Source organism: Thiohalomonas denitrificans, from assembly GCF_016841685.1.
GTDB classification, from domain to species: domain Bacteria; phylum Pseudomonadota; class Gammaproteobacteria; order Thiohalomonadales; family Thiohalomonadaceae; genus Thiohalomonas; species Thiohalomonas denitrificans_A.
On record NZ_JAENYR010000001.1, the window covers coordinates 45306 to 70881 of the forward strand.

At 60.2% G+C, this 25576-nt stretch carries 22 protein-coding genes; 8 read left to right on the forward strand and 14 right to left on the reverse strand.

What is annotated here, in order from left to right:
- Window positions 1–43: 43 nt before the first annotated feature.
- A complete protein-coding gene (gene der / locus Q7L05_RS00215; protein WP_303900801.1) occupies window positions 44–1453 on the forward strand; it encodes a ribosome biogenesis GTPase Der in 1410 nt (469 codons plus the stop codon).
- Between the two features lie 110 nt (window positions 1454–1563).
- On the forward strand, window positions 1564–3360 hold the full coding sequence (locus Q7L05_RS00220) for an adenosylcobalamin-dependent ribonucleoside-diphosphate reductase (RefSeq protein ID WP_303900802.1): 1797 nt from the start codon (window positions 1564–1566) through the stop codon (window positions 3358–3360).
- 5 nt (window positions 3361–3365) lie between these two features.
- On the opposite strand, the gene Q7L05_RS00225 is transcribed toward Q7L05_RS00220, so the two are convergent.
- From Q7L05_RS00225 to Q7L05_RS00235, 3 genes are all read right to left on the reverse strand, one after another.
- The gene (locus Q7L05_RS00225; RefSeq protein ID WP_303900803.1) at window positions 3366–4214 is read right to left on the reverse strand and encodes a peptidoglycan DD-metalloendopeptidase family protein; all 849 of its coding nucleotides are present in this window, start codon (window positions 4212–4214) and stop codon (window positions 3366–3368) included.
- Entirely contained in the window at window positions 4207–5568 is a 1362-nt protein-coding gene (gene xseA, locus Q7L05_RS00230; protein ID WP_303900804.1) for an exodeoxyribonuclease VII large subunit, read from the reverse strand. The genes Q7L05_RS00225 and xseA overlap by 8 nt, the downstream gene beginning before the upstream one ends.
- A gap of 128 nt (window positions 5569–5696) precedes the next feature.
- Entirely contained in the window at window positions 5697–6020 is a 324-nt protein-coding gene (locus Q7L05_RS00235; RefSeq protein WP_303900805.1) for a hypothetical protein, read from the reverse strand.
- A 265-nt stretch (window positions 6021–6285) separates the two neighbouring features.
- On the opposite strand from Q7L05_RS00235, the gene guaB reads away from it, so the two are divergent.
- Window positions 6286–7746, forward strand: a complete 1461-nt coding sequence (guaB, locus tag Q7L05_RS00240) for an IMP dehydrogenase (protein WP_303900858.1) — start codon at window positions 6286–6288, stop codon at window positions 7744–7746.
- A gap of 151 nt (window positions 7747–7897) precedes the next feature.
- Here the strand turns inward: guaB and cmoB are convergent, their stop codons facing one another.
- Window positions 7898–8866 carry a tRNA 5-methoxyuridine(34)/uridine 5-oxyacetic acid(34) synthase CmoB gene (cmoB, locus tag Q7L05_RS00245; protein WP_317623067.1) on the reverse strand — a complete coding sequence of 323 codons (969 nt, stop codon included), beginning with the start codon at window positions 8864–8866 and terminating at the stop codon, window positions 7898–7900.
- A 476-nt stretch (window positions 8867–9342) separates the two neighbouring features.
- Here cmoB and Q7L05_RS00250 point away from each other — a divergent pair, with 476 nt between their 5' ends.
- Complete coding sequence (locus Q7L05_RS00250; protein ID WP_303900806.1) at window positions 9343–9477, forward strand: hypothetical protein; 135 nt, start codon at window positions 9343–9345, stop codon at window positions 9475–9477.
- A gap of 82 nt (window positions 9478–9559) precedes the next feature.
- On the opposite strand, the gene ppsA is transcribed toward Q7L05_RS00250, so the two are convergent.
- Both ppsA and Q7L05_RS00260 read right to left on the reverse strand, forming a co-directional pair.
- Window positions 9560–11935 carry a phosphoenolpyruvate synthase gene (gene ppsA, locus Q7L05_RS00255; RefSeq protein ID WP_303900807.1) on the reverse strand — a complete coding sequence of 792 codons (2376 nt, stop codon included), beginning with the start codon at window positions 11933–11935 and terminating at the stop codon, window positions 9560–9562.
- 129 nt (window positions 11936–12064) lie between these two features.
- On the reverse strand, window positions 12065–13207 hold the full coding sequence (locus tag Q7L05_RS00260) for a site-2 protease family protein (RefSeq protein WP_303900808.1): 1143 nt from the start codon (window positions 13205–13207) through the stop codon (window positions 12065–12067).
- A 122-nt stretch (window positions 13208–13329) separates the two neighbouring features.
- On the opposite strand from Q7L05_RS00260, the gene Q7L05_RS00265 reads away from it, so the two are divergent.
- The 3 genes from Q7L05_RS00265 (at window position 13330) to polX (ending at window position 16181) form a co-directional block, all read left to right on the forward strand.
- The gene (locus Q7L05_RS00265; RefSeq protein WP_303900809.1) at window positions 13330–13791 is read left to right on the forward strand and encodes a hypothetical protein; all 462 of its coding nucleotides are present in this window, start codon (window positions 13330–13332) and stop codon (window positions 13789–13791) included.
- Window positions 13792–13808: 17 nt separating this feature from the next.
- A complete protein-coding gene (locus tag Q7L05_RS00270) occupies window positions 13809–14138 on the forward strand; it encodes a hypothetical protein (RefSeq protein ID WP_303900810.1) in 330 nt (109 codons plus the stop codon).
- A gap of 327 nt (window positions 14139–14465) precedes the next feature.
- Window positions 14466–16181 carry a DNA polymerase/3'-5' exonuclease PolX gene (gene polX, locus Q7L05_RS00275; protein ID WP_303900811.1) on the forward strand — a complete coding sequence of 572 codons (1716 nt, stop codon included), beginning with the start codon at window positions 14466–14468 and terminating at the stop codon, window positions 16179–16181.
- A gap of 26 nt (window positions 16182–16207) precedes the next feature.
- Here polX and Q7L05_RS00280 read toward each other — a convergent pair whose 3' ends face one another.
- The 8 genes from Q7L05_RS00280 to ftsH form a co-directional block, all read right to left on the reverse strand.
- Entirely contained in the window at window positions 16208–16696 is a 489-nt protein-coding gene (locus tag Q7L05_RS00280; protein ID WP_303900812.1) for a nitrous oxide reductase accessory protein NosL, read from the reverse strand.
- A gap of 45 nt (window positions 16697–16741) precedes the next feature.
- Complete coding sequence (locus Q7L05_RS00285; RefSeq protein ID WP_303900813.1) at window positions 16742–17338, reverse strand: nitrous oxide reductase accessory protein NosL; 597 nt, start codon at window positions 17336–17338, stop codon at window positions 16742–16744.
- A gap of 86 nt (window positions 17339–17424) precedes the next feature.
- Window positions 17425–17922: a TlpA family protein disulfide reductase gene (locus Q7L05_RS00290; protein WP_303900814.1), complete on the reverse strand. Its 498-nt coding sequence runs from the start codon at window positions 17920–17922 to the stop codon at window positions 17425–17427.
- Window positions 17922–18923 carry a hypothetical protein gene (locus Q7L05_RS00295; protein ID WP_303900815.1) on the reverse strand — a complete coding sequence of 334 codons (1002 nt, stop codon included), beginning with the start codon at window positions 18921–18923 and terminating at the stop codon, window positions 17922–17924. Before Q7L05_RS00295 ends, Q7L05_RS00290 begins: the two co-directional genes overlap by 1 nt.
- Before the next feature lies 1 nt (window position 18924).
- A complete protein-coding gene (locus Q7L05_RS00300) occupies window positions 18925–19599 on the reverse strand; it encodes an ABC transporter ATP-binding protein (protein ID WP_303900816.1) in 675 nt (224 codons plus the stop codon).
- Complete coding sequence (locus tag Q7L05_RS00305; RefSeq protein ID WP_411293301.1) at window positions 19596–20729, reverse strand: ABC transporter permease; 1134 nt, start codon at window positions 20727–20729, stop codon at window positions 19596–19598. Before Q7L05_RS00305 ends, Q7L05_RS00300 begins: the two co-directional genes overlap by 4 nt.
- Window positions 20710–20973, reverse strand: a complete 264-nt coding sequence (locus tag Q7L05_RS17375; protein ID WP_411293302.1) for a hypothetical protein — start codon at window positions 20971–20973, stop codon at window positions 20710–20712. The genes Q7L05_RS00305 and Q7L05_RS17375 overlap by 20 nt, the downstream gene beginning before the upstream one ends.
- A gap of 384 nt (window positions 20974–21357) precedes the next feature.
- A complete protein-coding gene (ftsH, locus tag Q7L05_RS00315; protein ID WP_303900819.1) occupies window positions 21358–23271 on the reverse strand; it encodes an ATP-dependent zinc metalloprotease FtsH in 1914 nt (637 codons plus the stop codon).
- A 157-nt stretch (window positions 23272–23428) separates the two neighbouring features.
- On the opposite strand from ftsH, the gene Q7L05_RS00320 reads away from it, so the two are divergent.
- Complete coding sequence (locus Q7L05_RS00320; protein ID WP_303900820.1) at window positions 23429–25576, forward strand: VTT domain-containing protein; 2148 nt, start codon at window positions 23429–23431, stop codon at window positions 25574–25576.

Genomic DNA, 25576 nt, shown 5'->3' on the forward strand with positions numbered 1-25576 from the left:
TGCGTCCCTGGCGCTTTTGTGGTGAAGATTTCGAGTTAGAAACATGAAACCGGTGATAGCTTTGGTGGGCCGCCCCAATGTGGGCAAATCCACCCTCTTCAATTGTCTGACCCGTTCCCGCGATGCCCTTGTGGCGGATTTCCCCGGCCTTACCCGTGATCGTAAGTACGGTACCGGGCAGTTGGGCGAACGTCCCTATCTGGTCGTGGATACCGGCGGCCTGTCCGGCGAAAAGGAGGGAATCGACAGTATTATGGCTCGTCAGGCGCGGCTCGCCATCGATGAGTCCGATGCCGTTGTATTTCTGGTCGATGGTCGGGCCGGGCTTAACGCAGCGGATCAGGTGATTGCCGATTTTCTGCGCCAGTGTGGCAAACCGGTCTACCTTGCCGTCAACAAGGTTGACGGCATCGACCCGGATGTCGCCGCCAGCGATTTCTACTCCCTGGGGATAGGAGAACCGTTCCAGGTTGCCGCAGCTCACGGTCGCGGTGTGCGGTCGATGATGAGCCGGGTCCTGGAGATGTTTCCGACACCGGAGGAGGAGGAGGCCGATGCGGAGGAGGGGATCCGTGTCGCCATTATCGGCCGACCCAACGTGGGTAAATCGACGCTGGTCAACCGCATCATGGGGGAGGAGCGGGTGATTGTGTTCGATATGCCCGGTACCACCCGCGACAGCATTCGGGTCCCCTTCGAACGGGACGGCCAGCGCTATATATTGATTGATACCGCCGGAGTGCGTCGTCGCGCTCGGGTTAGGGAGACTATCGAGAAGTTCAGCATCATCAAGACCCTTCAAGCTATCGCCGATGCCCATGTGGTCATCATGGTGCTGGATGCGCGCGATGGCATTACCGACCAGGATGCGCACCTGCTCGGCTTTGCTCTGGAATCGGGGCGGGCTCTAGTGGTGGCGGTCAATAAGTGGGATGGTCTGGATCAATACCAGAAAGACAAGGTGCGCCGTGATATCGATAGGCGCCTGCCGTTTCTCGATTTCGCGCCGCTGCACTATATTTCGGCCCTGCACGGTACCGGGGTCGGTAATCTGTTCGGCTCCGTCAACCGCGCCCATCGGGCCGCCAACAGCGACATTTCCACTCCGAAGCTGACCAAACTGCTGGAAACTGCAGTTGCAAACCACCAGCCTCCGCTGGTTCAGGGTTTCCGTATCAAGTTGCGTTATGCCCATCAGGGGGGGCGCAATCCGCCTACCATTATTATTCACGGTAGCCGTACCGATTCGGTACCCGGTAGCTATAGCCGCTATCTGGAAAAATTTTTCAGGGAACAGCTGAAACTCCATGGCACTCCCGTGCGTATTGAATATCGCTCCGGTGATAATCCCTACGCCGGTCGCAAGAATGAGCTTACCGAGCGCCAGAAAGGCCGCAAGCGGCGCCTGATGCAGCACGTGAAAAAGAAAGAGAAAAAGGGCAAGCGTCGATAAAAAACAGGGCCCGGGATTCGAGGTCGGAATAGTCCTCCGATCCGGCGGTCGGTGAGCAGTGCGGACCGCGCCACTCGCCACTACTTGCCCTTCTGACCTAAGATGTCGGCATGGAAAGCGATTTCTTTGCCACGGATATCAGCCGCACGATCTGGGACGCCAAATACCGTCAGCCGGGTGAGGCTTCCGTTGCCGATACCTGGCGACGTGTCGCACGCTCACTGTCGGAATCGGAAGAGGAGCCTCTGAAGTGGGAGGAGCGCTTCTATGACCTGATCGAGGACTTCCGGTTTCTGCCCGGCGGGCGGATCCTGGCGGGCGCCGGGACCAAAAAGCAGGTCACGCTCTTCAACTGCTTTGTCATGGGGATCATCGAGGATTCGATGGACGGGATTTTCGAGGCTCTCAAGGAAGGGGCCATCACCATGCAGCAGGGCGGGGGTGTCGGCTATGACTTTTCGACCCTTCGGCCGCATGGTACCCCCGCCCATCATAGTGGCACTATTGCCTCGGGCCCGGTTTCGTTCATGCGCATCTGGGACAGCATGTGCGCGACGATCCTCTCCACCGGGGCCCGGCGCGGCGCCATGATGGCAACGCTGCGTATCGACCATCCCGATATCGAAGAATTCATCGATGCCAAGCGCCGAAGTGGCGAGCTGACCCGTTTCAACCTTTCCATTCAGGTCTCCGATACCTTCATGGAAGCGGTGCAGGCGGATGCCGAATGGCCGCTGCTCTTTCCGGCCGAGGCGCTGAATGAGGAGACGGGCGAAGTGATGCAGCGGGAGTGGCCGGGGTATGAAAAACCGGTGCCCTGCCGGGTCCTCCGGCGTGTCCCGGCCCGCCAGCTCTGGAATCGGATCATGCGCGCCACTTTCGACAACGCCGAACCGGGTGTGCTGTTTGTGGATCGGGTGAACCGTGCCAATAATCTCTGGTATCGCGAGCGGATCACCGCAACCAACCCCTGTGGAGAGATTCCATTACCGCCTTACGGCGCCTGTGATCTGGGTTCGATTAACCTGACACGGTTCGTTCGCCAGCCGTTTCGGCCTACTGCACATCTGGATCTGGAAGGGATCGGCCAGGCCACTGGGGTGGCGGTGCGGCTGCTGGATAACGTCATCGATGCCTCACGCTTCCCGCTGGCGGCACAAGCCGAACAGGTCCGCGGCAGCCGTCGCATCGGTCTGGGGATTACCGGTCTTGCCGATACCCTCATCATGCTGGGCCTCAGGTACGACTCGGAAGAGGCTCGACAACTGGCTCAAGCCGCTATGGCCGCCGTCTGCCATTCGGCCTATCGGACCTCTGTCGGACTAGCGAAAGAGAAGGGAACGTTTCCCTCATTCGAACGCGACGACTATCTGGCAGGGGAGTTTATCCGTGCCTTGCCGCCGGACATTCGCGATGATATTGCCCGGTACGGTATCCGCAATAGCCATCTCACTGCCATAGCGCCGACTGGGACCATCAGTCTGCTGGCGGATAACGTTTCCTCGGGTCTTGAGCCGGTTTTCCGGTACTGGTTCCAGCGGCATGTGCTGGAGCGGGATGGCCGTCGGGCAACCCACGCGGTCACCGATTATGCCTGGCGCATCTGGAAAGAGCAGTATGGTGATGCTCCCCTCTCCCCCGCGTTCATTCAGGTCGATGAGGTCAATCCCGAGGCGCATCTTGCGATGCAGGCCGCCTTGCAGCCCTACGTCGACAGCGCCATCTCCAAGACCATCAATGTGCCGGAGGATTTCCCTTTCGAACGGTTCAAGCAAATCTACCGGCGCGCCCATGACCTCGACCTCAAGGGCTGCACCACCTTTCGGCCCAATCCGGTAACCGGGGCCGTTCTCGAGGCAAGTGAGAGTGCCGCACCCTGCTGCGGGATCGAGCGGGAAAGTGATTGAATCGCTCAGATCCCGTCCAGCGACGCCAGAGTATCGCCCGAAAGGAATAGTGCCGGATCGACGCGGGCGTTGTTAAGGCTCACCGTCCAGTGCAGGTGCGGGCCGGTTACGCGGCCGGTCGCCCCGACCCCCCCGACAATCTGCCCCGCTTCGACGATATCGTCCACCGCGACATCGATGCTGTCCATATGGCAGAACATGGTGATCAGCCCTTGGCCGTGATCGATAAACACCACCTTGCCGTTGAAGAAATAATCCCCGACTTCGACCACCCGGCCTCCGGCGGGTGACTGGACGGGCGTGCCCGTGGGGGCCGCAAGGTCGAGCCCACTGTGCGGCTGACGTGGCTGTTTATTGAAGAAACGTCGTTTTCCGAAAGTACCGGTGACGATGCCATTGACGGGAAGCAGAAACCGGTTTGCCGTCATGTCCTGATTGGTCCAGGTGGCAAACGCCTCGCGGGAACGGATCTGTTCGCTGCGAATGCGCTTAAGATCGTCCTTGTAAGGGTTGACCTGGCGTTTATTCTTTAGCGTGATGTACTGCGATTCGTATTCCTTGTCGCGGACCCCAAAGCCGACCGTTGCGGTATCGCCCTTGTGCCTGATGGTGATCGCATGGCGCCCCGGTTTGGCAGAGAGGCCGATGCCGACCACCGCCGTCCAGCGACCGTTATCCGGCACCACCATTACCTTGCGATCCTTATAGGTGACTTCCGGTTTGCCGCGATCGCTGGAGGCCAGCGGAATGACCGCGATACCACCGGGAACCGGATCGGCGCGGGGCAGGGCCACTGCCGCCAGCGGTGCGGCAATGAGGGCCAGGACGATGAACCGGACAGTAGGTTTAGTCATTGTTTTTAGCAAGGGTCTCCTCCACGCGGCAGACCAGGCGCCCCTCGTGCAAGCGGGCGGTAATCCGGTCACCGGTTCTGACGTCGGTATTTCGGCGGACAACGGTGTCGTCCTCTCGACTTATAACGGCATAACCACGGGACAGGGTGGCTAGCGGGCTCACTGAATCCAGCGCCCGGGCAGCGGATGCCAGCCGCTGTGCCGCGCGTTCGCGACGGTGTTCGGTGGCCACGTGCAGGCGTCGTTCCAGTTCGCAGCGGTGCGCTTCCAGGTGCTGCAGTCGGTGGATCGGTGCCACCCTGGCCAGATGGGCACGGGCCCGATCCAGGCGTGCCGTCAGATGTCGCAGATGACCGCGCTGGGCGCGCCGCATCCGCTGCTCCATCTCATCCAGCCTTTGTGCAATCTCCGTGAGTCGGCGTCCCGGGTGCTTGAGTCGCTTTTCCAGCCAGTGCAGGCGCTGGCTACTCTGCTGCAAGCGTGAATTCATGCAGCGCCGCAGCTGGGCCTTTCGGGTGCTCAGTCGCTCCAGCCAATCGATACGGTCGGGGCTGACCACCTCTGCAGCAGCAGAGGGCGTAGGGGCGCGCATGTCCGCCGCAAAATCGGCAATGGTAAAGTCGATTTCATGCCCTACCGCGCTGACCACCGGGATCGGGCTGTCGCGGATGGCTCGGGCCACCACCTCTTCGTTGAAGGCCCAGAGGTCCTCCAGGGAACCGCCGCCGCGAGCGACGATGAGTACATCGCATTCGCGGCGTGCACCCGCCTTGGCAAACATTTTGGCGATTTCCCGCCCCGCTTCGATCCCCTGGACCGGTACCGGGTAGACGATGATGGGAATGGCGGGGAAACGTCGCCGCAGAACCGTCAGGATATCGCGGACAGCGGCCCCGGTCGGAGAGGTGATGATGCCGATTTGCCGGGGCAGGACGGGCAGGGGCCGTTTTGCCGATTCGTCGAACAGCCCCTCTTTGGCCAGTCGGGCCTTGAGTTCTTCGAACCGGCGACGAAGGGCGCCGTCGCCGGCCTCCTCCATATGTTCGATAATGAGCTGGTACTCGCCACGTGCCTCGTAGAGTCCCACGCGCGCCCGTACCAGTACGTGGGTGCCATTTTCCGGACGGAAGCGGAGATGCATATTGCGCATGCGGAACATGGCGCAGCGCACCTGGGCCTTTTCATCCTTCAGTGAGAAATACAGGTGCCCGGAGCCGGGCCGGGCCAGATTGGACAGTTCACCCTCGAGCCAGATAAGCGGTAGGCTCAGCTCGAGAAGGGAACGCACCTCCCGGTTAAGACGCGAGACGGTGAAGATTTCCCGTTCAGGACGGGATTGGGGCGGGTATATCATGGCGACATTCTAACGCACACGTTCTCCCGATAGGAGCCACTTTGGTGCGACTAGCAGCAATTCCCGATCCTCCGGGCGGCAGTATGCCGGGGCCGGACGAGGCCGACCCCGGTCACCTTGACTAATGACTACTCGTTGTTGGCCTGGAGCTTGCTGGTCTCGATTTTCCATTGCTGGTAACCGAGTTCACCCTGCGCTTCGGCCTTTTCCGCAAGTGCCATGGCTTCGTCGTACTTGCCGTCCTCCATCAGAGAACGGGCCTCGTCGATGAATCCACCCGTGTCGCGCCACTCGTGACCGACCGAGGCCGCCTGCTTGCGGGCCGCTTCAGCGGCTTCGACGGCGGCCGAGACGTCGTTCGCCGTCGCTGGCGTCATCGGCTCGTCTGCAGGCGACGATACGCAGGCGGTGAGTAGTAGGGAAGCAGCTGCGAGGCTGACAAGCGTTTTCATGGGAACATCCTCCTCTTTCTGTGGGTCTTATTTGTTTTTTCGTCACCGGAGTATTTCCGGCTGGTGCCGGGGATTGCCTTGCCGCTTCCCCTCCAAAAACGCTACTTCGCTCTGGCGACGTGCCGTTTATGGATGGAATCCAGCTTGGCCCCGACTACAGAACATCATAGATGCTATAGGCCGACGGAGGCTACCGTTTACTAAGACACAGTCAAAGAGTAATATGGAACGTTTATTCAATCGCCAACGCTTCTGGATTGAACCTATGCGCATCGCTCAGGAAGCCCTGACCTTCGACGACGTTCTTCTTATTCCGGCCCACTCGAACATCCTCCCGAAGGATGTGGACTTGCGGACCAAGCTGACCCGTGAGATCACCATGAATATCCCACTGGTCTCTGCGGCCATGGATACGGTGACCGAGGGTCGCCTGGCCATCGCTCTCGCCCAGGAGGGCGGGGTCGGCATCATTCACAAAAACATGACCGTGGAACAGCAGGCCACCGAGGTTCGCAAGGTCAAGAAATACGAGACCGGCGTCATCAAGGACCCGATCACGATTTCACCGGACACCTCGATTCGGGATGTCTTGGAGTTGACCCGCGCCAGTAACATCTCCGGTGTGCCGGTAGTCGACGGCGACCGGCTGGTCGGCATCGTCACTAACCGCGATCTGCGCTTCGAGACGCATTTCGATGCCCCTGTCTCCACCATCATGACCGGCAAGGAGAAGTTGGTGACGGTGAAGGAGGGCGCCGAGCCGAACGAAATCCTCGAGCTGTTCCATAAGCACCGGGTCGAGAAGGTGCTGGTGGTCGATGATGATTTCCATCTGCGTGGCCTGGTCACGGTCAAGGATATCCAGAAGGCGACCGACAAGCCCCATGCCTGCAAGGATGATCAGGGCCGTCTGCGCTGTGGCGCGGCTGTCAGCGTCGGGGCCGGTACCGATGAACGGGTGGAAGCGCTGGTCGCCGCCGGTGTCGATGTGCTGGTCATCGATACCGCTCATGGCCACTCCCAGGGCGTGCTGGATCGGGTCGCCTGGGTCAAGAAACACTATCCCGACGTTCAGGTTATCGGCGGCAATATCGCCACAGCCGCCGCTGCCAGAGCCCTCGTGGAGGCCGGCGTCGACGGTGTCAAGGTCGGTATCGGTCCGGGCTCCATCTGTACCACTCGCATCGTGGCCGGTGTGGGTGTACCGCAGATCACGGCTATCGACAACGTTGCCAGCGCCCTGGAGGGGACCGGGGTGCCGATCATCGCCGATGGGGGCATCCGCTACTCCGGAGACATGTCCAAGGCCATTGTGGCCGGCGCCGATTGCGTGATGATGGGCTCGATGTTTGCCGGCACCGAGGAGGCTCCGGGAGAAGTCGAGCTGTTCCAGGGCCGCTCCTACAAGTCGTATCGCGGCATGGGCTCTCTGGGTGCCATGGGTGGGTCGCAGGGCTCCTCCGACCGCTACTTCCAGGAAGGCTCCGAGGCCGACAAACTGGTACCCGAAGGCATTGAAGGCCGCGTCCCGTACAAGGGCCCGTTGCAGCCCGTCATTCACCAGCTGCTCGGCGGCCTTCGCTCCTCAATGGGCTACACAGGCTGCTGCACCATTGAAGAGATGCGCACCAAACCCGAATTCGTTCAGGTCACGGGTGCCGGCATGCGCGAAAGCCATGTCCACGACGTGCAGATTACCAAGGAAGCCCCCAACTACCGGGTTTGAATCTACTGTTTGAGTCTACTCCCGGGTAGTTGGTCGACGGTAAACCATCGAAAGACGAAGGACGCCGGGGCAACCAGAGAGTGCGGGTGAGGGGGTTACCCTTGCAGCACCTTCTGTGTGCCTTCGGTGTTGTCGTTTGTGGTATCCCGGGTCAAAGATCGCCAATGACCACTGCCCGAATGGGTGCCGGGTACCCCTCCACGGTCCGCTTCGCGTCCCGGGGATCAAGGAAGTGGGGCAGGGAGTGGAACGTCATCCACTCGGTGGGGCGCTGCTCCTCAACCGTGGTTGGCGTGACATCGATCGTGCGGACGTCCCGAAGTCCCGCCTTGCGCATCCAGTCCTTCAGCGTGGTGACCGAAGGGATATTCCAGACATTGCGCATCTTTGCGTAACGACCCTCCGGCGCCAGTATGGCCTTCGCTTCGCCCTGGATGACCAGGGTCTCCAGCACTACCTGCCCGCCCTCGCCCAGATGGGCCTTTAATTGCGTCAAATGCTCCAGCGGGTCGCGGCGATGATAGAGCACCCCCATAGAGAACACGGTATCGAAGCCGCCGTTGCCCTCGGGCAACTCTTCCAGCCTGAGCGGTAGAACGTAGTTCGGTACGGGTCCGATAAAGCGACTCAGGGCGGCATACTGCATCACGAACCGGAGGGTCGGATCGACTCCGACCACCAGGTCGGCGCCATCACCGAGCATGCGCCAGCCGTAATAGCCGTTGCCGCACCCGACATCGAGGATGCGCTTTCCCTTGAGAACCAGGGCATCCCTGAGTCGATTCCACTTCCAGTCCGAGCGCCATTCGGTGTCCAGGTGAATACCGAAAAGGCAGAATGGGCCCTTGCGCCAGGGATGAAACGCCTTGAGTCGCTCAATGAGGAGTTCACGCTGCCCGAGTGACAGCTGCGTGGAATCGCCGATACGCAGACAGTCGGCAGTCAGCTCAACCGACGAGGGTGAAATCCGGGGGAGGGCATTCAGGGCAGCCTGCCAAAACCGGAGGTCGCCGTGGCTTGCCGGGTCGAGCGCAGCTTTCACCTTGCCACGCAACTGACTCGGCCAGTGTGACAACGGTGTATTGGCAAGGGCGTTGTATAGGCATTCGTAGTCGGGCATGGCGGAGATTTTACCACCCATATCGTCCAGAGCGCGGATCACCGACAGCGGCAGGGCAACCGCATGGACCACTAGTTTCAAGCGAGTGATGCAAGTGCTTGATATCGGGTCGTCGGCAGCACGACTGCATGGGCGCAGGAGGTAGAACGATGCACGCCGCCATGGAAGGCGTGGTGCTAGACAATGCATGGTGCATATTGTCGAGTGAGCCGTTCTCGAGGGATGCTCCGTCACGCCTGCAGGGATGAAAGCTGATGGCTCCGCATAATCTTCACTTCCTAAATCCCTGTAGGTCGTATTCACAGCGTACCTGATATCAAGCACTTGCATCGTTCGCCAAGCACGAAGCCTGTAGGTATGCGCTTACCGCTGCTGACAGCGGTCAGATTAGCCTTACTTTGAGCAGGGGTTGTATATTTAAGCGCATCAGCATATGCTGATATTAATGCTTGATTTATATCAAAGAGGAGCTCGCCATGATCACCGTCGGAATCCTTACCGCTATTCCTGCGATTCTGTTTACGCTGGTTGGCGTGGCCATTGTAGTGCTGCTCTATCCCTATGCCCGCTGCTTCCTGGTCCGCGGCACTGGCGGTGATTGCCGGACGTAATTGGCGGGGTCTGGCCTGTCGGACTTGGGGATTCCAGACCGTCTGAGTTCGACAGGCTGCGGTCCGGCTTGATTAGGGCGAATCAGGATAGCCTTCGTTCGGTGGCGGCAACCTGCTCCTTGACGCGAATGAAGCTGTCGGGATTGACCGAGATCGAATCGATCCCGGACTCCACCAGGAACTGTGCGAATTCCGGGTGATCGCTGGGCGCCTGCCCGCACAGGCCGACCTTGCAATCGTGTCGGTGGGCTCGTTCGATCACCTGGGTGATGAGCACCTTGACCGCCTCATCCTGTTCATCGAACAGGCCGGCGAGCCGGTCGGAGTCCCGGTCGACCCCGAGCGTGAGCTGGGTCAGGTCGTTGCTGCCGATGGAAAACCCGTCGAAGCGCTGGGCGAACTGTTCGGCCAGGATCACATTGGAGGGGATCTCGCACATGACGTAGATCTCGAGACCGGACTGGCTCCGCGCCAGACCGTGTTCGGCCATGGTCTCCAGCACGCGATCGGCCTCCTTCAGCGTTCGGCAGAACGGAATCATGACCCGTATATTCGATAGGCCCAGTACCTCCCGGGCCATTTTGATGGCGCGGCATTCAAGCGCGAAGCCCTTCTCATACCCTTCGTGGTAGTAGCGGCTCGCACCCCGCCAGCCGAGCATGGGATTCTCCTCCTTTGGCTCGAAGGCGCGTCCCCCCAGTAATTCTGCATACTCGTTGGTCTTGAAATCGCTCATGCGCACAATCACCGGATTCGGCCAGCGGGAAGCGGCTATCAGGCTGATCCCCCGCGCCAGTGTCTCCACGAAGTAGTCTGTAGGTTCGTCGAAGGCGCGAGTCAGTTCGGCGATCCTCTGTCGGTCGCTGTCATCAGTCACCCGGTCCGGCTCGACCAGGGCCATCGGATGGACCTTGATCAGGTTGTTGATGATGAACTCCATGCGGGCAAGGCCGACCCCGTCGGCGGGCAGACGCCACCACTGAAGGGCCGCTGACGGATTGGCCAAATTCAGCATGACCGCGGTTTTGGTCTCGGGAATGTCTTCCAGTGCCAGATCCCGCGTCTCGAAGTCGGCCTTGCCTTCATAGATGAAGCCTTCATCCCCTTCGGCACAGGAGACGGTCACCTCCTGACCCGACTTCAGGACCCTGGACGCATTTCCGGTCCCGACGACGGCGGGCAGGCCCAGCTCACGACTGACAATGGCGGCGTGAGAGGTCCGCCCGCCGTGATCGGTGACAATTGCCGCGGCCTTTTTCATTACCGGAACCCAGTCGGGGTCGGTCATGGGCGTGACGAGAATCGCCCCGTCTTCGAACTGGCCGATCTCGTCGGGACTGGCGAGCTGGCAAACCTTTCCCGTGGCAATCGCCTCACCGACCGAAAGTCCGCGTACCAGCTCTTTACCCTTGTCTTTCAGGGTATAGCTCTTGAGCATTTGGCTGCCGCGCTGCGACTGGACGGTTTCGGGACGTGCCTGAACCACCCAGAGCTTCCTTGTCTCCCCATCTTTGGCCCATTCGATGTCCATGGGACGGTCGTAATGGCGCTCGATGATCACCGCCCAGCGCGCGAGCTGCATGGTTTCGGTATCAGTGAGCACGAATGCGTTACGCTCACTCTCGTCGGTGGGTACCTTTCGGGTGGGCTCATCTCCGCCGCCGGCATAGATCATCTTGTTACCCTTGTTGCCGAGCCGCCGTTCGAGGACCGGCCGGAATTGCGGGTTGTCCAGCAAAGGTTTAAAGACGCGGTACTCATCAGGGTCGACCGAGCCCTGTACCACCAGCTCGCCCAGCCCCCAGGAGGCATTGATCAGCACCGCTTCGGAGAAGCCGGTTTCAGTGTCGATGGAGAACATGACGCCGGCGCCTCCGAGGTCGGAACGAACCATGTGCTGAATGCCGATCGAGAGGGCGACCTGGAGGTGGTCGAAGCCCTGGTTTTCGCGATAGCTGATGGCCCGATCGGTGAACAATGAGGCGTAGCACTTTCGGCAGGCATCGAGCAGTGCCTCTTCACCACGGATATTCAAAAAGCTCTCCTGCTGGCCGGCGAATGAGGCGGCAGGGAGATCTTCGGCCGTGGCACTCGATCGCACCGCGACCGATATCTCCTCACCATTGCCCAGCTGCCGATATCCCTTGCGGATCTCCTGCTCCAGTGGCGGGGGGAACTCCGCCTTGTCGAACATGTGCCGGATTTTTTTTCCGGATTCGGACAGGTTGTTGCTGTTCCTGGCGCCGACCACTCTTGCGATCGCACCATTCAGATCATTGCGTCGAAGAAATTCGCGATAGGCGTGGGCGGTTGTTGCGAAACCGTCGGGGACGGCAATGCCGGTTTCCTTGAGAGTGGCGATCATCTCTCCGAGTGAAGCATTCTTACCGCCGACAAGGGCAGTGTCGGTGGAGCGCAGCGCGGTAAAAGGCAGCGTCAGGGCATTTTCGTCGGCCATTTTGATCTCCTTGGTTCCTGTTCATGAGCGGCACCATCGCGACGGTATTCGAATCCAATAATGGGTTCCGCAAGATGGTGCGATATTCTCATTCCATCTCAAGCGCGCTCACGGCAGATGCAGGGCTACTCAGGCTCGCCAGTGTTGCTCGTTACCATCGGAATCCAGGGTCACCCGGCGCCGCAGGTCGGCAAGCGAAAGTGTGCCGCGCAGGATGCCGTGTTCGACGATCATCAGCAGTTGATCGCCACGGCGGCTCATCGCCGACAGTGCGCTTTCGGCATCGGAATCCGGCGTCAGCGATTCCTCCACCGGACAGCCGTGGGCGTAGTCCATTACCGTTCGCTCATTCCATTCCGCACGCGGGACACGCTTGGGAAGATTTGCGTCGATGCAACCGACCAGGCGATCCTCTTCGACCACCGGAAACATCGTGTGTGGATACCCCTGCGAAAAACGGTTAGCGAGATCGGAAAGGGAGGTATCAGCCGGAACCCGGACCGGATAGCGATCCATCAGGGACTGCACCGGTACCCCTTTCAGTCGCTCACGGACTTTCATCTGTCGATAGGAGCCATGAGCTGCCATTCGCAAAAATAACCCGATAAGAATCCACCAGACTCCCCCCACCGGATTGCCGCTCAATATCGCCCAAATTCCCAACACCACCAGTACCCATCCAAAGCCCGCTCCAATCTGCACCGCGATACGGGTAGCCCAGTCCAGATCCTTGCGTACACCCCATAAGATCGAACGCAGGATCCTTCCTCCGTCCAGGGGGAAGGCGGGTATGACGTTGAATACGGCCAACAACAGGTTGAGATAGGCGAGATAGAGGATCACGCCCGCGACGGTCGGCGGCAAGCCGAGGGCGCCGCTGAGCGCAGAGAGCTGGAAAAAGCCCCAAGCCAAAACGGCACTGGCAATCGGGCCGGCCGCCGCCATCATGAATTCCGCCTTGGCACTCGGTGGTTCATCCTCCATCTCCGCGACACCGCCGAAGATGAATAGGGTGATGCCGTCGATGGGCATCCCGTAACGGCGCGCCACGATGGAGTGACAGAACTCGTGCAGAACGATGGAGACCAGCAGTCCGATAACCCCGGCGACCGCCATGGTCCAGTACTGCGCCAGGGTCAGGTCGGGAACAAAGAAAGGAAATAGACCGTGGGCAAGAGACCATGCAACGAGCAGGCCCAAAAACAGCCAACTCAGGTCGATGCGTACCTCGAAACCGAGCAGGCGAAACAGCTTGATGCGTTTCCCGAACATGGCCTCATCCTGTGACGGCTATGAGCCCTCGGCTCTTACCGCAGAGTGTAGTGGAGTCCTCGAACCGGCAAGTTCCGGTTTTACTGATATCTTTGGAGTAGGAGCATCAACGGAGCAGGGCCGTGGACCCCATCGGTGAAGGCATTAACGGGTTCGCTGTTGCGTATCTGGCCTTCTGGTTGATTGTGGCGTGGTTTAGTGCCTACGCGAAGCATACTCGGGAGACGACGCAGATGCTGAATGACAAGCTGGCTCCCGAGTTGCCGAAAGGCGTAAGTGTGCAACTGTCGCCGCCCTGGTATGCTCGCTTGGGTGTCGTCGAAAATATCCTCACCCTGAGCGTCCTCGGCTATGGGCTGGTGATTCTCGAGTGGCAGTGGACTCTGGGTGGCTTCGGGCTGTTCCTGCTGGTTTTACTACCACTGGCCACACAGTTTCTGACCCCACATCCAGGCTCCTGGCATTACGTCAAAATCCTGCGGCGGCGACTGCAGATCCGAATGGCGGAGAGCGCTCAGGAGAATGATCGGGAGCAGGCACAGATCTACCGTATCGCTTTGCAGCGTATCGACCAGGGGCTTTGATAAGCCGGGAGGAGTCCATGCGAAGGCAAGATCCCGAAAACCGGGTTTTCTGGGGTGGACAGGGATCGCTGGATCCGGCGGTCGAACTGTTCAAGGAAAAAGGTAGTGTCGAGATAGAGATGCCAGCGGAACTGCACCATGCGGTATTTTCCCACCTCTGTTCCGGGGCTCGGGAGAGTCAGGTGGAGCAGATTGACCAGGAGGGTGATGCGGACCTGCTGGAACGGATCGCGGAAATCGGACAACTGGCCGACTTGCGGGTCTTCCTGCCTCTTGCGCGCGAGCGCCATGCCAGGGTCTCGATCCGGAGTCCGGCTCCGCATCTGACGATTCAGGCAGAGGACTAGCAGGTTGCGCCGGGCGTCGGCTTGAAGGCCGACCTGGGAGCCTGTCCGAGAACAGACTGACCGACTCGGCTCGGGCATCCTGCTTCGCTCTGACTCCTCCACCATGGAGTCGTGCGGCCAAGCCTGATTGGCCAGATTTCCCGCTCATTTTCGTTAAATAGAACCACTATTCGCCTCAAATGACCGAAAAATCCGACTCAATCCGTCTTGCCCTCGTGACGGTCGCTATTCTCGGACAGGCTCCCAGGGTGAAGCAGATGGAGCTCTATCATCCACTTCTATCGTTCGGCCTCTGCCAGCTATCCAAGACAGGTCCGGTGATTGCTGATGCGTGAGAACCGGGAAATCGCCCATACGTTTGACACGCTGGCTGACCTGCTGGAGATCGAAGGCGCCAATCCGTTCCGGGTACGGGCCTATCGCAATGCCGCCCGCGTACTCGACGGTATTTCCCAGAATGTGGCGTCGATGATCCGGGAGGGGCGCGATCTTTCACAGTATCCCGGTATCGGCAAGGACCTGGCCGAAAAAATCCGTACGGTGAGCGAAACGGGGACCCTGCCTCTGCTTGAAGAGGTGGAGAAGCGGGTTCCTCTGGCGTTGAGTCAAATCACTCAAATCGAGGGCCTCGGCCCGCGTCGGGTCAAGGCGCTCCATGAGTCACTCCAGATCAATAGTCTCGATGATTTGGAGAAAGCTATCGAGCAAGGGAGAGTGCGTGAACTTCCAGGTTTCGGTGCGCGTACGGAAGAGCTTATCCGCAATGGTCTGGCGCGACTTCGAGCCAGCCAGGGGCGAACCCTGATCGCGGATGCCGAAGAGACCGCGGTACATCTGGAGCAGTATCTGTCTGAGCTGGAAGGCGTGAAGCAGGTGACGGTCGCCGGTAGTTACCGGCGCCGCCGGGAAACGGTCGGTGACCTGGATGTACTGGTGACTTGCCGCCGGGGAGTACCGGTAGGAAAACAGTTTACCCGTTTCGAGCCGGTCGAGACGATTCTCTCTCAAGGGGAAACCCGCTCATCGGTGCGTCTGCGCAGCGGGCTGCAGGTGGATCTGCGTGTGGTTCCCGAGATCAGTTACGGTGCTGCACTGCACTACTTTACGGGTTCCAAGGCACACAATATCGCGATAAGAAAGTTGGGTGTGGCGCGCGGCCTCAAGATTAACGAATACGGCGTATTCAGGGGTGATCGACGAATCGCCGGCCGAACCGAGAAAGAGGTGTTCGCATCGGTCGGCCTGCCATTCATCGAACCGGAACTGAGGGAGGACCGGGGCGAAATCGAAGCCGCCAGGAACGGAGGCCTTCCAAACCTGATTCGAACGCAGGACATCCGCGGCGATTTGCACGCCCATACCACTGCCAGCGACGGGCGCAGTAGCCTCGAGTCGATGGTCCAGGCGGCCCGGGAGCGAGGATACGAATATCTGGCGATCACCGATCATTCCCAAGCGGTGACCGTCGCCAGAGGTCTGGATGTCGAACGGCTACGGCAGCAGATTCAGGCCATCGATCGGCTTCAGCGGCAGTATGACGATATCCGGATCCTCAAGGGGAGCGAAGTGGATATTCTCGAGGATGGCCGCCTCGACCTGCCGGATGACATCCTTCGCGAATTGGACATCACTGTCTGCTCGGTACACTCCCGCTTCAATCTCTCTGAGGCGAAACAGACGGAGCGCATCCTGCGTGCGATGGACAATCCGCACTTCCGCATCCTGGGCCATCCCAGTGGGCGCATCCTCAACAAACGCGACCCTTATCAAGTTGACCTGGCGCGGATTATCGCAGGCGCTGCCGAACGTGGGCGTTTTCTGGAAGTGAATGCCCAGCCCGACCGGTTGGACCTGACCGACACGGCCTGCCGGTTGGCAAAGGCGCAGGGCGCGAAGGTGGCTATTTCCACCGATGCTCACTCCGATATGGGACTTGCAAAACTTCGTTTTGGAATCGGTCAGGCGCGCCGCGGCTGGCTGGAAAGGGACGACGTGATCAATACCCGGCCGCTTGCAGGTTTGTTGAAGTTACTCCAGTCGTAAGCTCCTTCCTCTCCTTTTGGCTTCATTCACTTGTCGAGCTGATCGAGTAGCTCTGTCGTTACCTGGTCGAAGCGCACAACGGCATCACCGCCGTGGTCGGCCATAAAGTCCCTCGCATCGGCCTCGCTGGGGTGTGGGACAAGTTCGTGTCCCATCGGCCCAAGCACGTCGGAGCCGATGACGTAGTAGGCGCTGCGGGCATCGATCCTGGCAAGATCGTAGTAGTCGGTCACCGCAATGGCGCTGATATCTGCAGCGGTATGGCCAGGTGCGTATTTGGGAAGGTCCAGGAGGTACTTGAACAGGTCCTTGGCACCATCGAAGTGGTGGGCATGCTCGTCCTGGTAAACCACAGTGGCCGCCCATTCGGGGTACTTGGCCACGAACATACCGCACACCGGGCAGGTGTCGGTCGGCTCGGGATCAGGTACTTCCAGTGTCCCGGCGAGCAGGAGTGGAGTGGTGAGGCAGAGTGCCAGGAAAACGCCTGCCAAAGTTACAGGATGTCTATGCACGTACAGGTCTCCTTGGGAGCGAAGCCGTGGCTTCGCTCCTGATAGCTACTTGTTTTTCATTTTTGCCCGCCGTTCGGCACGGCGTTTTCGAATCATCATGGTGTCCTTGGCCATGTCCAGGTAGGCTGCGGTCAACGCTGTGTCGAAGTCACCCAGTTCACCGCCATGCTCCTTTTGGGCCGCTTCGGCCTGCCGGCGTTGGCCGTAGGCCAGCTTGCTGCGTCCGCTCATCGTCCCCTTCTGACTGCTGCCGATGAGGTAGGTAGCCTCTTCCACGTTTACCAACGGTTTAATCTCATCGCTGCCAGCGTAGTCACCCGCATATATCGCCTTTGGGCCCCTGTCGATGTTGAGGCTCAAACTGATCGCGGCACAGTGAAGTGAGCAAGTGCCATCCACGAGGTCATCTTCATAGTGGACCAGGTGGCGCGTGTGGCTGAACATGGTTCGGTCCATTCCGCAATAGGGGCACTTGGGATATTTCTGCAGTTCGTTTTCCCGGGGGTTGGGATCCTTGGGCGTTTTCGGAGTGAACTGCAGAGGCGTTCCGTCCGTTGGGGCAGCCGTAGACGTGGCGGGGATGCCGATCGCCAGCAGGGCGCCGACACCAGCCATACTCTGCAACAGGTTACGTCGTTTCATCTTCGCTCTCCTCGAGTGCATGACCTCTCTGTAATGAGAGGATTAGAAAAAAGGTAGTCGTATGGGGCTGCGGATAACCTTTTCCTCTACAGCAGCGGCTCTACCATCTGAGAAAACGTGACCGCATCCGACTCGCCGATGATCTTTCCGCGCACCAGGCCTTTCCTGTCGACCAGGAACGTCACCGGTAGGGCAATTACTCCGTAGTCGCGGGATACCACACCGTCGCTGTCGAGCAGAGTGTCATACGAGTACCCGATCTGCTCGGCGGTACGTGCAACCCGGTCGCGTTCCTGCTCCACATTGATCGCCAGCAGGCGCAAGCCGCGTGGCGCCAGGCGCTGGTATTCAGGTTCGAGTTCGCGCATCTCCTTTTTGCAGAAGCGGCACCAATCGGCCCAGAAGCGAATAGCGACTACCTCCCCGCGCAGGTCCGCCAGACGCACTCGTCCACCATCCAGATGTGCCAACTCAAAGCCGGGGGCCGGCTTGCCATTGGGCACCAGCGGACGCTCACCGTTGCAGCCCGCGATGAGGAGCGCGACGGCAACCATCGACAGAAGGATCCAGAATCGTCTCACCATTATTCCCCCAGCAGGATCAGGTTGGAGCGCCAGGTGAACCATATCGCCTGGAGCATGAAGAGGGTGAACAGAAGAGTTGCTGTCCAGGCGAGCCGTGGCGCTACCCCGGCCAGCACTGCACGCACGCTGGCGGCCTTCGCAAAGGCGCTGGTAATGCCGAGTCCGACTGCCAGCGTAGTGGCGGTGAACAGCGGCAGATAGAGCCCGTACCCGAGATAGCCATACTCGGATTTCAACAGACAGAAGGGGCAGTGATGATGCGGGTGTTCATAGACGTAGAGCGAGATGAAGGCGATCACCGCCGCAATGGAGACGGGAAATGCGATCGCGCTCAGTCCGGCGAACAGCAGGGCGCCACGGCCTCGCAGGGCGTACCAGGCACCCGCCAAAATCGTCAGACCGAGCACTGTATAGAAGGTGCCCATGGCAGGTAGTGGCGGCAGTCCGGCCAGGTCGGCGGTTACCGCCGGTTCCCCCGCACTGAACAGGCTGCCGCAGCAGGAAGTGATCACATCGGCGTCAAGGCCGGTGAAGAAGGCGAGCTGTGCCCCGGCCGCAGCCAGAGCCAACGGCACGATCAGCAGCACCAGTGCGTACTTCACCCGAATCAGCGGATAGTCGTAGGCGCGGCTGTCGATGTAGTTCATCACCAGCCAGGTCCCGGCAAGGAGAAACAGTCCCATGCGCAGCAGGAGCGCAGAAAAACCCCAGGCGTTGGCATTGAGCGTGCCGACTGCGCACATCGCTCCGACGAACTGCACGGCAAGGTGATCGGTGGTGAAGACGAATAGCAGCAGTGTCAGGATTTGCGCAATGAACACCAGGGCGAGCCCGGTGGTCACCAGATAGGTGTGCTCTTCCAACCGGATCTGCTGCGCGCTGCCACTTTGAAGGTCCCAGCGGCGCAGTATCCGAATAGCGAAGAGACCTGCAGGCACCAGAAGCAGCAGGCTCAGACCATCGGCCAACAGCAGTGCGATAATCGCCGGTTGAAACAGCACGTCAGACCACCCGGCCGTCGCGCATGGCTACCACCCGGTCGACCACTCCAGCTCCGGTGATCAGAGGGTCGTGGCTGGTCAGCAGTACCGTACGGCCCTGGCTCCGTAACTCGGCGACAATATCGAGGAAGGCGGCGGAGAGATGAGAGTCGAGGTTGGCGGTGGGCTCGTCGGCAATCACCACGGATGGGTCATTGATCAGGGCACGCGCAATGGCGGCGCGCTGGGCCTCACCCCCCGAGAGCCACTCCACCCGTGCCTCCGCCCGGTGTCCAAGGCGCAGGTGCGTAAGCAGTTCCATGGCGCGCCCGTGCAGGGTGGAATAGTGCGGCCCGAGCGGATAGGCCGGGAGCATCACGTTCTCCAGCACGGAGAGTCCACGGATCAGGTTGAACTGCTGAAAAACGAAACCGAAGGTGCGTCGGCGCAGCTCGGTCAGGAACCGCTCCGGCAGACCCGATACACTCTCCCCCCCCAGGTGTACCCGCCCCTCGGTAGGGCGTGCCAGGCAGCCGATGAGGGTCAGTAAAGTGGTTTTTCCGGAGCCGCTCGGTCCGGTCAGCACCGTGATTCGCCCCGGTTCGATCTCCAGGTCCACCCCGTCCACCGCGAGAAATTCGTTGGGCCGCCCCTCGTTGAAGGCCTTGCGCACCGCATAAAGCTCAATGGCACTCATCGCATCACCACGTCCGGATGGGTCACCGCCGCTCGCCAGACGGGCACCAGGGTGGAGGCGGTATAGGGAAACACCGTAATCACGAACAGGCTGGTGAGCTGAAGTCCGTCTACCGCAGGGGTCAGTTCAAAGTTCGGGTAGAGCACCGCCCAACCTTTCAGGGCCGGGGCCAGGAGCGCGGCCGAGGTTCCGAATACGTGCCAGTAGGCGAGGGTGAAGCCGAGCAGGAACGCCAGCATGGAGAGCAGCCCCCCCTCCCACAATTTCATCTTGAGCACGTCACCCGTCCCCCAACCCACGGCTTTCAGAATACCGATCTCCCGGCGTTCGTCCGCCGAAAGGCCCGAGGCCTTCTCCCAGGCGAGAATGGCGAAGGCAAGCAGTGCCCCGGCCAGCAACACCAAAACCATCCCCTCGCGCCAGTCGAACAGCGATGCATAGGTACGCTGCATCTCTTCACGCAGGATTGGCCGCGTATCGGGCAGTGCGCTGACCACCTTCTCTGCTACGGTCCGCACCTCTTTGGGATTAGCCACGGTGAGCGTAATGTCCGTAAATTTTCCGGGTGGGATTCCGAAGAAACCACGGAAATCGGCTTCCGAGAGCAGCACAAGGTCTGCAGCGACAATAGCGGATTCGTGTGGCAGCACCTCCGCTACGCGGAAGGGATAGAGAGTTTCGCCGGCACCGCGGAAAGCGAGCACATCGCCTGTCTCGGAGCCGCGGGCGCGGGCGATCGCGTCACCTATGACAATGGATCCGGGATCAATATCCCGCTCGGGCGGCACCATGAAGGTGTAGTTGGCGTTGACGGTCGAATCATAGAAGTAGCCCCAAAGCCGCCCCTCCAGCCGGCGTACGCCACGGATCCCGCGCAGCGGCTCCAAATAGTCGGCAGGGATGAGGTCATGACGACCAGCCACCATCCGCTGCACCACCAGCTCCGGTGCCTCCTTGAGCAGCACTGAGGCTTCCTGCTTCAGGGCGTTGCTGTAGAGCATCACCGAAGCAAGCAGGAATACAATGGTGGTATAGACCGCGAGCAGGCCCACGTTCTTGGCCCGACGCCGCAGCATCGCAGCGACGGTGTAGTCAATCAGGTAACGTTGTTTAGCGAACCAGTGCATGATCAGTCAGGTGCCTGGGTGGCCCGACCAGTGAGCCGGAGGGAAAATGTTCCAGAGCGAGAGGGTGGTCCTGAAACGGCGTGTGCAGATCGGCCTGCGAGGGATGGCGGGTGTAGCGCGCCTCGGTGAACAGGCACAGGTCGGTAAGGCGGAGCTCCCGTACCAGTTCGACTGCGGCTTGGGGTGCGGCTGCTTCCTGCCACAAATGGCAGCCAGCATGGAGCATGCTGCCAATGAAGACAGCAATTACCAACGCCAGCAGTGCCAGAACCGGTTCGCTCGGACGAACCGGGCGACCCCTGATGTGGTTGAGCTTTGACAGCAAGTGGGGGACTCCAATCCATTTGCGCCCGAACATCCAGTAGGTATACGGATATCGCGGGGGAAGGCAAGCTTTTGGACGCTGTACTCAATCAAAAGTTCGTGACCCGCATCGGTATCTGCCAACCAAGGCAGGTCCAAATGGACAGAGCATTTTTCGTGCCAAAGTGGAACTGACCACGAAGGGCGTGCGCTTCGTACGTTCCCCCCGTAATGACGGTGAGCTCGGGGGGATCAGCTTTCACGACGACGTTACGAGGTTTGCATCCTTGGCGCCTCTGCGAGAGAAAATCGTTCTCGCGTGGCCCTGTCAGGCCGCTTTCTCTGCGTCTTTGAATAGTTGGTTTACTTGAGGTGCTCCAAGGGTTTCATGTTCGAGTAACGCCTGGGCAAGGACGTCGAGCTTGTGGCGGTTTTTCTTCAGCGTATCCAATGCATAATTCTCGAATGCTTCCAGGGTCTTGCGGATTTCCTTGTCGATGATCTGCGCGGTCTGTTCCGAGAAGTCGGGTGGCTGTGCCATCTCGCGTCCGAGAAAGACGTGCTCCTCGCCTCTCGGAAACGAAGCCGGGCCGATGACCTCGCTCATGCCCCACTGGGAGATCATGCGGCGCACCAGACGGGTGGCCTGGGCGAGGTCCGCTTCGGCGCCTGAAGTCACCTCCCCGAAGACGGTTTTTTCTGCCACCCGGCCTCCCAGCATTACGGCGACACGGTCCTTCAGGTAACTGAACTTGACGTTGTGGCGCTCTTCCTCGGGTAGCTGTTCCGTGGCGCCCAGCGCCCGTCCGCGGGGAATGATGGTCACCTTGTCCAGCGGGTCGGCTTGGGGTAACTCCCAAGCGAGCACCGCGTGGCCGGCCTCGTGATAGGCGACCAGTTTGCGCTCATCCTCGTTGAGCAACCCTTCGCGCTCCTCGCCCAGTATGATCTTGTCGCGAGCACGATTGATATGGGCCATCGACACGGTGTCATTTCCGTCACGCCCGGCGAGCAGGGCGGCTTCATTGACCAGGTTCTCAAGGTCGGCCCCGGAAAAACCCACCGTGCGCTGTGCAATCAATTCGAGGTCGACATCCTCATCGAGCGGCATTTTTCGGGTGTGCACGCTGAGGACCTGCTTTCGCGCCTCTTTGCGTGGCAGATCGAGGACTACCTTGCGATCGAAACGGCCGGGGCGCAGCAGAGCCCGGTCCAGGACATCGGGGCGATTGGTGGCTGCCAGCACCACCACCTGTTCATGGGGCTGAAAGCCATCCATCTCGGCCAGGATTTGGTTCAGGGTCTGTTCGCGCTCATCATGCCCGCCGCCTACACCGGTGCCACGGGAACGGCCCACGGAATCGAGTTCGTCGATGAAAATGATGGAGGGTGCTTCCTGTTTGGCATCCTTGAACATGTCACGCACGCGGGCGGCACCGACCCCGACGAACATCTCGATGAATTCCGAGGCGCTTATACTGTAAAATGGTGCCCCAGCCTCACCGGCAACGGCTTTGGCCAACAGGGTCTTGCCGGTACCTGGGGGACCCATCAACAGAATCCCTTTGGGGATCTTTGCCCCAAGGCGACGATAGCGCGTGGGATCCCGCAGATACTCGATGATTTCACGTAGATCCATCTTGGCGTTTTCGAGTCCCGCCACATCGTTGAAGCGCACGTTCGTCGTGCCTTCGCGGAACCGGCGGGCCTTGGACTTGCCGAAGCTGAACATGCCGTCGCGGCCACCGGCCCCTCCCATGCGTTCCTGCATTCGGCTCCAGGCCCACCAGAAAAGGGCGATGATCAGGATCCAGGGCAGTATTCCGATGAGGGCCGACGCCCACCAGGGGGTCTCGGCGCTCTCGGCGTGAACGGTTACGTTGTTTTGTTCCAGAAGCGGGATCAGATCGGGATCTTCGATCGAAGGTAGGGTGGTGGTAAACCCCTGAGGCTCCTCCGGCCGGGGCGCCGGTTCCAGATCCTGGTCCGTCGGCTGTTCGGGCTGCACATAGCGGCCACGGATTTCCTGGCCTTCGATGGTGACTTCGGCGACGCGCCCTTCACGCACTGCCTGCTTGAATTCGGTATAGGCCAGGGACTCGGTGACCAAGGGTCCGGTGGTGGTGTTCGCCCAGTAGAGAAACAGTCCGGAAACCACCAGGATCCAGAGGAGATAGCGCCAGTAGAAATTGCGCCTCCCGTCGGCACCGGGTCCGCGCTGCGGCCTGTTCGGCTTTTCCATGATGAAGTCTGTTCCCTCAGGGTCGATGTGACCGCGGATAGCCAGCCTCGTTTTGCCGTAATTATAGCCGCTGACTTTTACTGCGCTGTTTGTGCAAAGGGCTGTAAAAGGCAGGTTTGCTACCCTTCAGAGATGGCAAGCCCACCCGGTTGTTTTCATGGGAATTGAAAAGATTTTGATCCCCGGCAGCAATTGCTGGCGGGTCGATCGGGCGCACCGTGCCGCCTATCTGGTCGAAGGCGCGGAATACTTTGCGGCTTTTCGCGAGGCGGTTCAGCACGCCCGGCATCGCATCCTGATTCTCGGCTGGGATATCGATTCCAACCTTCGGCTGATTCGGGGCGAACATGGCGATGGGGGTCCGCTTGGTGAGTTTCTGAACGATGTTGTATCAAGCCGTCCCGAACTCGAGGCGCATATCCTGATCTGGGACTTCGCCATGATCTATGCCATTGAGCGCGAGTGGCTTCCCGTCTACCGGCTTGGCTGGAAAACCCATCGGCGGCTGCATTTCCACCTCGATGATGAACATCCGCTGGGAGGGTCCCACCACCAGAAGATTGTGGTGATCGATGACGCGGTCGCATTCGCGGGCGGAATGGACCTGGGCAAGTGGCGCTGGGACACCTCCGAGCATCGTCCGGACGATCCCCGCCGCGTCGATGCGGTGGGTAATCGCTATTTGCCCTACCACGATCTGCAAATGGTCGTTGATGGTCCCGCGGCCGCTGCCTTGGGGCAGCTGGCGCGCCGGCGCTGGGAGCGTGCCACCGGGCAGTCGCTGCCGGGACCGGAGCCGAAAGGCGACCCATGGCCCGAATCGGTGATCCCCGATTGGTTGGAAGTGGATGTCGGCATCGCCCGCACCGAACCACGCTACCGGGATCGGTCGCAGGTTCGTGAAGTCGAACGGCTCTATCTCGACGTCATTGCCGCGGCCAAGCGGTACCTGTACATCGAGAACCAGTATCTCACCGCAAAGGTGATCCGCGATGCCCTGGCTGCTCGGCTACAGGAGCCGGATGGCCCCGAAATGGTTATCGTGGTGCCGTTAAAAACCGGGGGATGGTTGGAACAGAATACGATGGACGTTCGTCGTCGCGCATTGATTGCGCATTTGCGCCAGGCGGACCGTTATGGACGTTTGCGCATCGTCTATCCCGATGTGCCCGGGCTGGCCCCGGACCACATCAGCGTCCACTCCAAACTGATGATTGTCGACGACGTCTTCCTGCGCATCGGCTCCTCCAATCTCAATAATCGATCCATGGGCCTCGACTCCGAGTGTGATCTGGCGATCGCCGCCGATGGCGAACCGCACCATTCGAAGGGCATTGTGGAATTGCGTAACCGTTTGCTCGCGGAGCACCTCGGCGTGGGCCCGGACGAAGTACAGGCCCGGTTCACCACGACCGGTTCACTGCTGGCGACGGTCGACACACTCTCCGGGAAAAAGCGAACGCTAAAAGAACTCAATGACCAATCTCATCTCGACCCGGAGTTGGAGGCGCTCGTCAACAGCATCGATCTGGTCGACCCCGAAGCGCCGGTGGAGCCACAAGAGCTGGCGGAGCGGGTGCTTCCGGAAGAGCAGGGGCGTCCCGCGAGCCGGGGGTTGTGGTCTGTCATTGTCAGCCTGGTGGTGCTATTTGGGCTCGCCGCGGCCTGGCGCTGGACGCCACTGGGTGAGTGGCTCGATCTGGAGAGGATGATCGGGACGTTGGGCGCCATTCAAGAGCATCCGTGGGCTCCTGCTCTGGTCTTGGCTGCTTACGTGATCGGTGGGATTCTGGTGATTCCCATCACCTTTATGGTGGCCGTTACGGCGATCGGGTTTGGTCCGCTCTGGGGATTCATCTACGGCCTTTTGGGCTCGCTGTTGAGTGCCACGGTTACGTTCGGTATCGGCCACTTCATGGGCCGCAACACCATTCGTAGGGTGGCAGGGAGCCGCCTGAATCGCCTGAGCCAACGTCTTGCCGAACGAGGGCTGTTGGCCGTGATCACCGTGCGTGTTCTGCCGGTGGCGCCATTTACGGTGGTCAATCTCGTTGCCGGTGTCTCCCACATCCGCTTCAAGACCTACCTATTGGGAACCTTGTTGGGTATGGCTCCCGGCATCGCCGGCATGGTGATCTTTATAGATCGTCTGATCGCGGCCATTCGGGAACCCGGTTTCTCCAATTTCGCCATCGCCATCGTGGTCATCGTTGCCCTGGTTGGCGTTGCCATGCTGTTGCGTCGCTGGGTGCTGCAGCGCCGGGCGGCGCGACAGGAAACGGAAGCCAGGACTGACCGGGTTTAA

Excerpts from the sequence above, each read along its gene's own strand:
- guaB (WP_303900858.1), top strand. The coding sequence starts at position 6,286 with ATGCGCATCGCTCAGGAAGCCCTGACCTTCGACGACGTTCTTCTTATT.
- Q7L05_RS00270 (WP_303900810.1), top strand. The coding sequence starts at position 13,809 with ATGCGAAGGCAAGATCCCGAAAACCGGGTTTTCTGGGGTGGACAGGGA.
- polX (WP_303900811.1), top strand. The coding sequence starts at position 14,466 with ATGCGTGAGAACCGGGAAATCGCCCATACGTTTGACACGCTGGCTGAC.
- Q7L05_RS00260 (WP_303900808.1), bottom strand. The coding sequence starts at position 13,207 with ATGTTCGGGAAACGCATCAAGCTGTTTCGCCTGCTCGGTTTCGAGGTA.
- xseA (WP_303900804.1), bottom strand. The coding sequence starts at position 5,568 with ATGATATACCCGCCCCAATCCCGTCCTGAACGGGAAATCTTCACCGTC.
- cmoB (WP_317623067.1), bottom strand. The coding sequence starts at position 8,866 with ATGCCCGACTACGAATGCCTATACAACGCCCTTGCCAATACACCGTTG.
- Q7L05_RS00290 (WP_303900814.1), bottom strand. The coding sequence starts at position 17,922 with ATGGTGAGACGATTCTGGATCCTTCTGTCGATGGTTGCCGTCGCGCTC.
- Q7L05_RS00300 (WP_303900816.1), bottom strand. The coding sequence starts at position 19,599 with ATGAGTGCCATTGAGCTTTATGCGGTGCGCAAGGCCTTCAACGAGGGG.
- Q7L05_RS00250 (WP_303900806.1), top strand. The coding sequence starts at position 9,343 with ATGATCACCGTCGGAATCCTTACCGCTATTCCTGCGATTCTGTTTACG.
- Q7L05_RS00285 (WP_303900813.1), bottom strand. The coding sequence starts at position 17,338 with ATGAAACGACGTAACCTGTTGCAGAGTATGGCTGGTGTCGGCGCCCTG.
- ftsH (WP_303900819.1), bottom strand. The coding sequence starts at position 23,271 with ATGGAAAAGCCGAACAGGCCGCAGCGCGGACCCGGTGCCGACGGGAGG.
- ppsA (WP_303900807.1), bottom strand. The coding sequence starts at position 11,935 with ATGGCCGACGAAAATGCCCTGACGCTGCCTTTTACCGCGCTGCGCTCC.
- Q7L05_RS00320 (WP_303900820.1), top strand. The coding sequence starts at position 23,429 with ATGGGAATTGAAAAGATTTTGATCCCCGGCAGCAATTGCTGGCGGGTC.
- Q7L05_RS00225 (WP_303900803.1), bottom strand. The coding sequence starts at position 4,214 with ATGACTAAACCTACTGTCCGGTTCATCGTCCTGGCCCTCATTGCCGCA.
- der (WP_303900801.1), top strand. The coding sequence starts at position 44 with ATGAAACCGGTGATAGCTTTGGTGGGCCGCCCCAATGTGGGCAAATCC.
- Q7L05_RS00220 (WP_303900802.1), top strand. The coding sequence starts at position 1,564 with ATGGAAAGCGATTTCTTTGCCACGGATATCAGCCGCACGATCTGGGAC.
- Q7L05_RS00235 (WP_303900805.1), bottom strand. The coding sequence starts at position 6,020 with ATGAAAACGCTTGTCAGCCTCGCAGCTGCTTCCCTACTACTCACCGCC.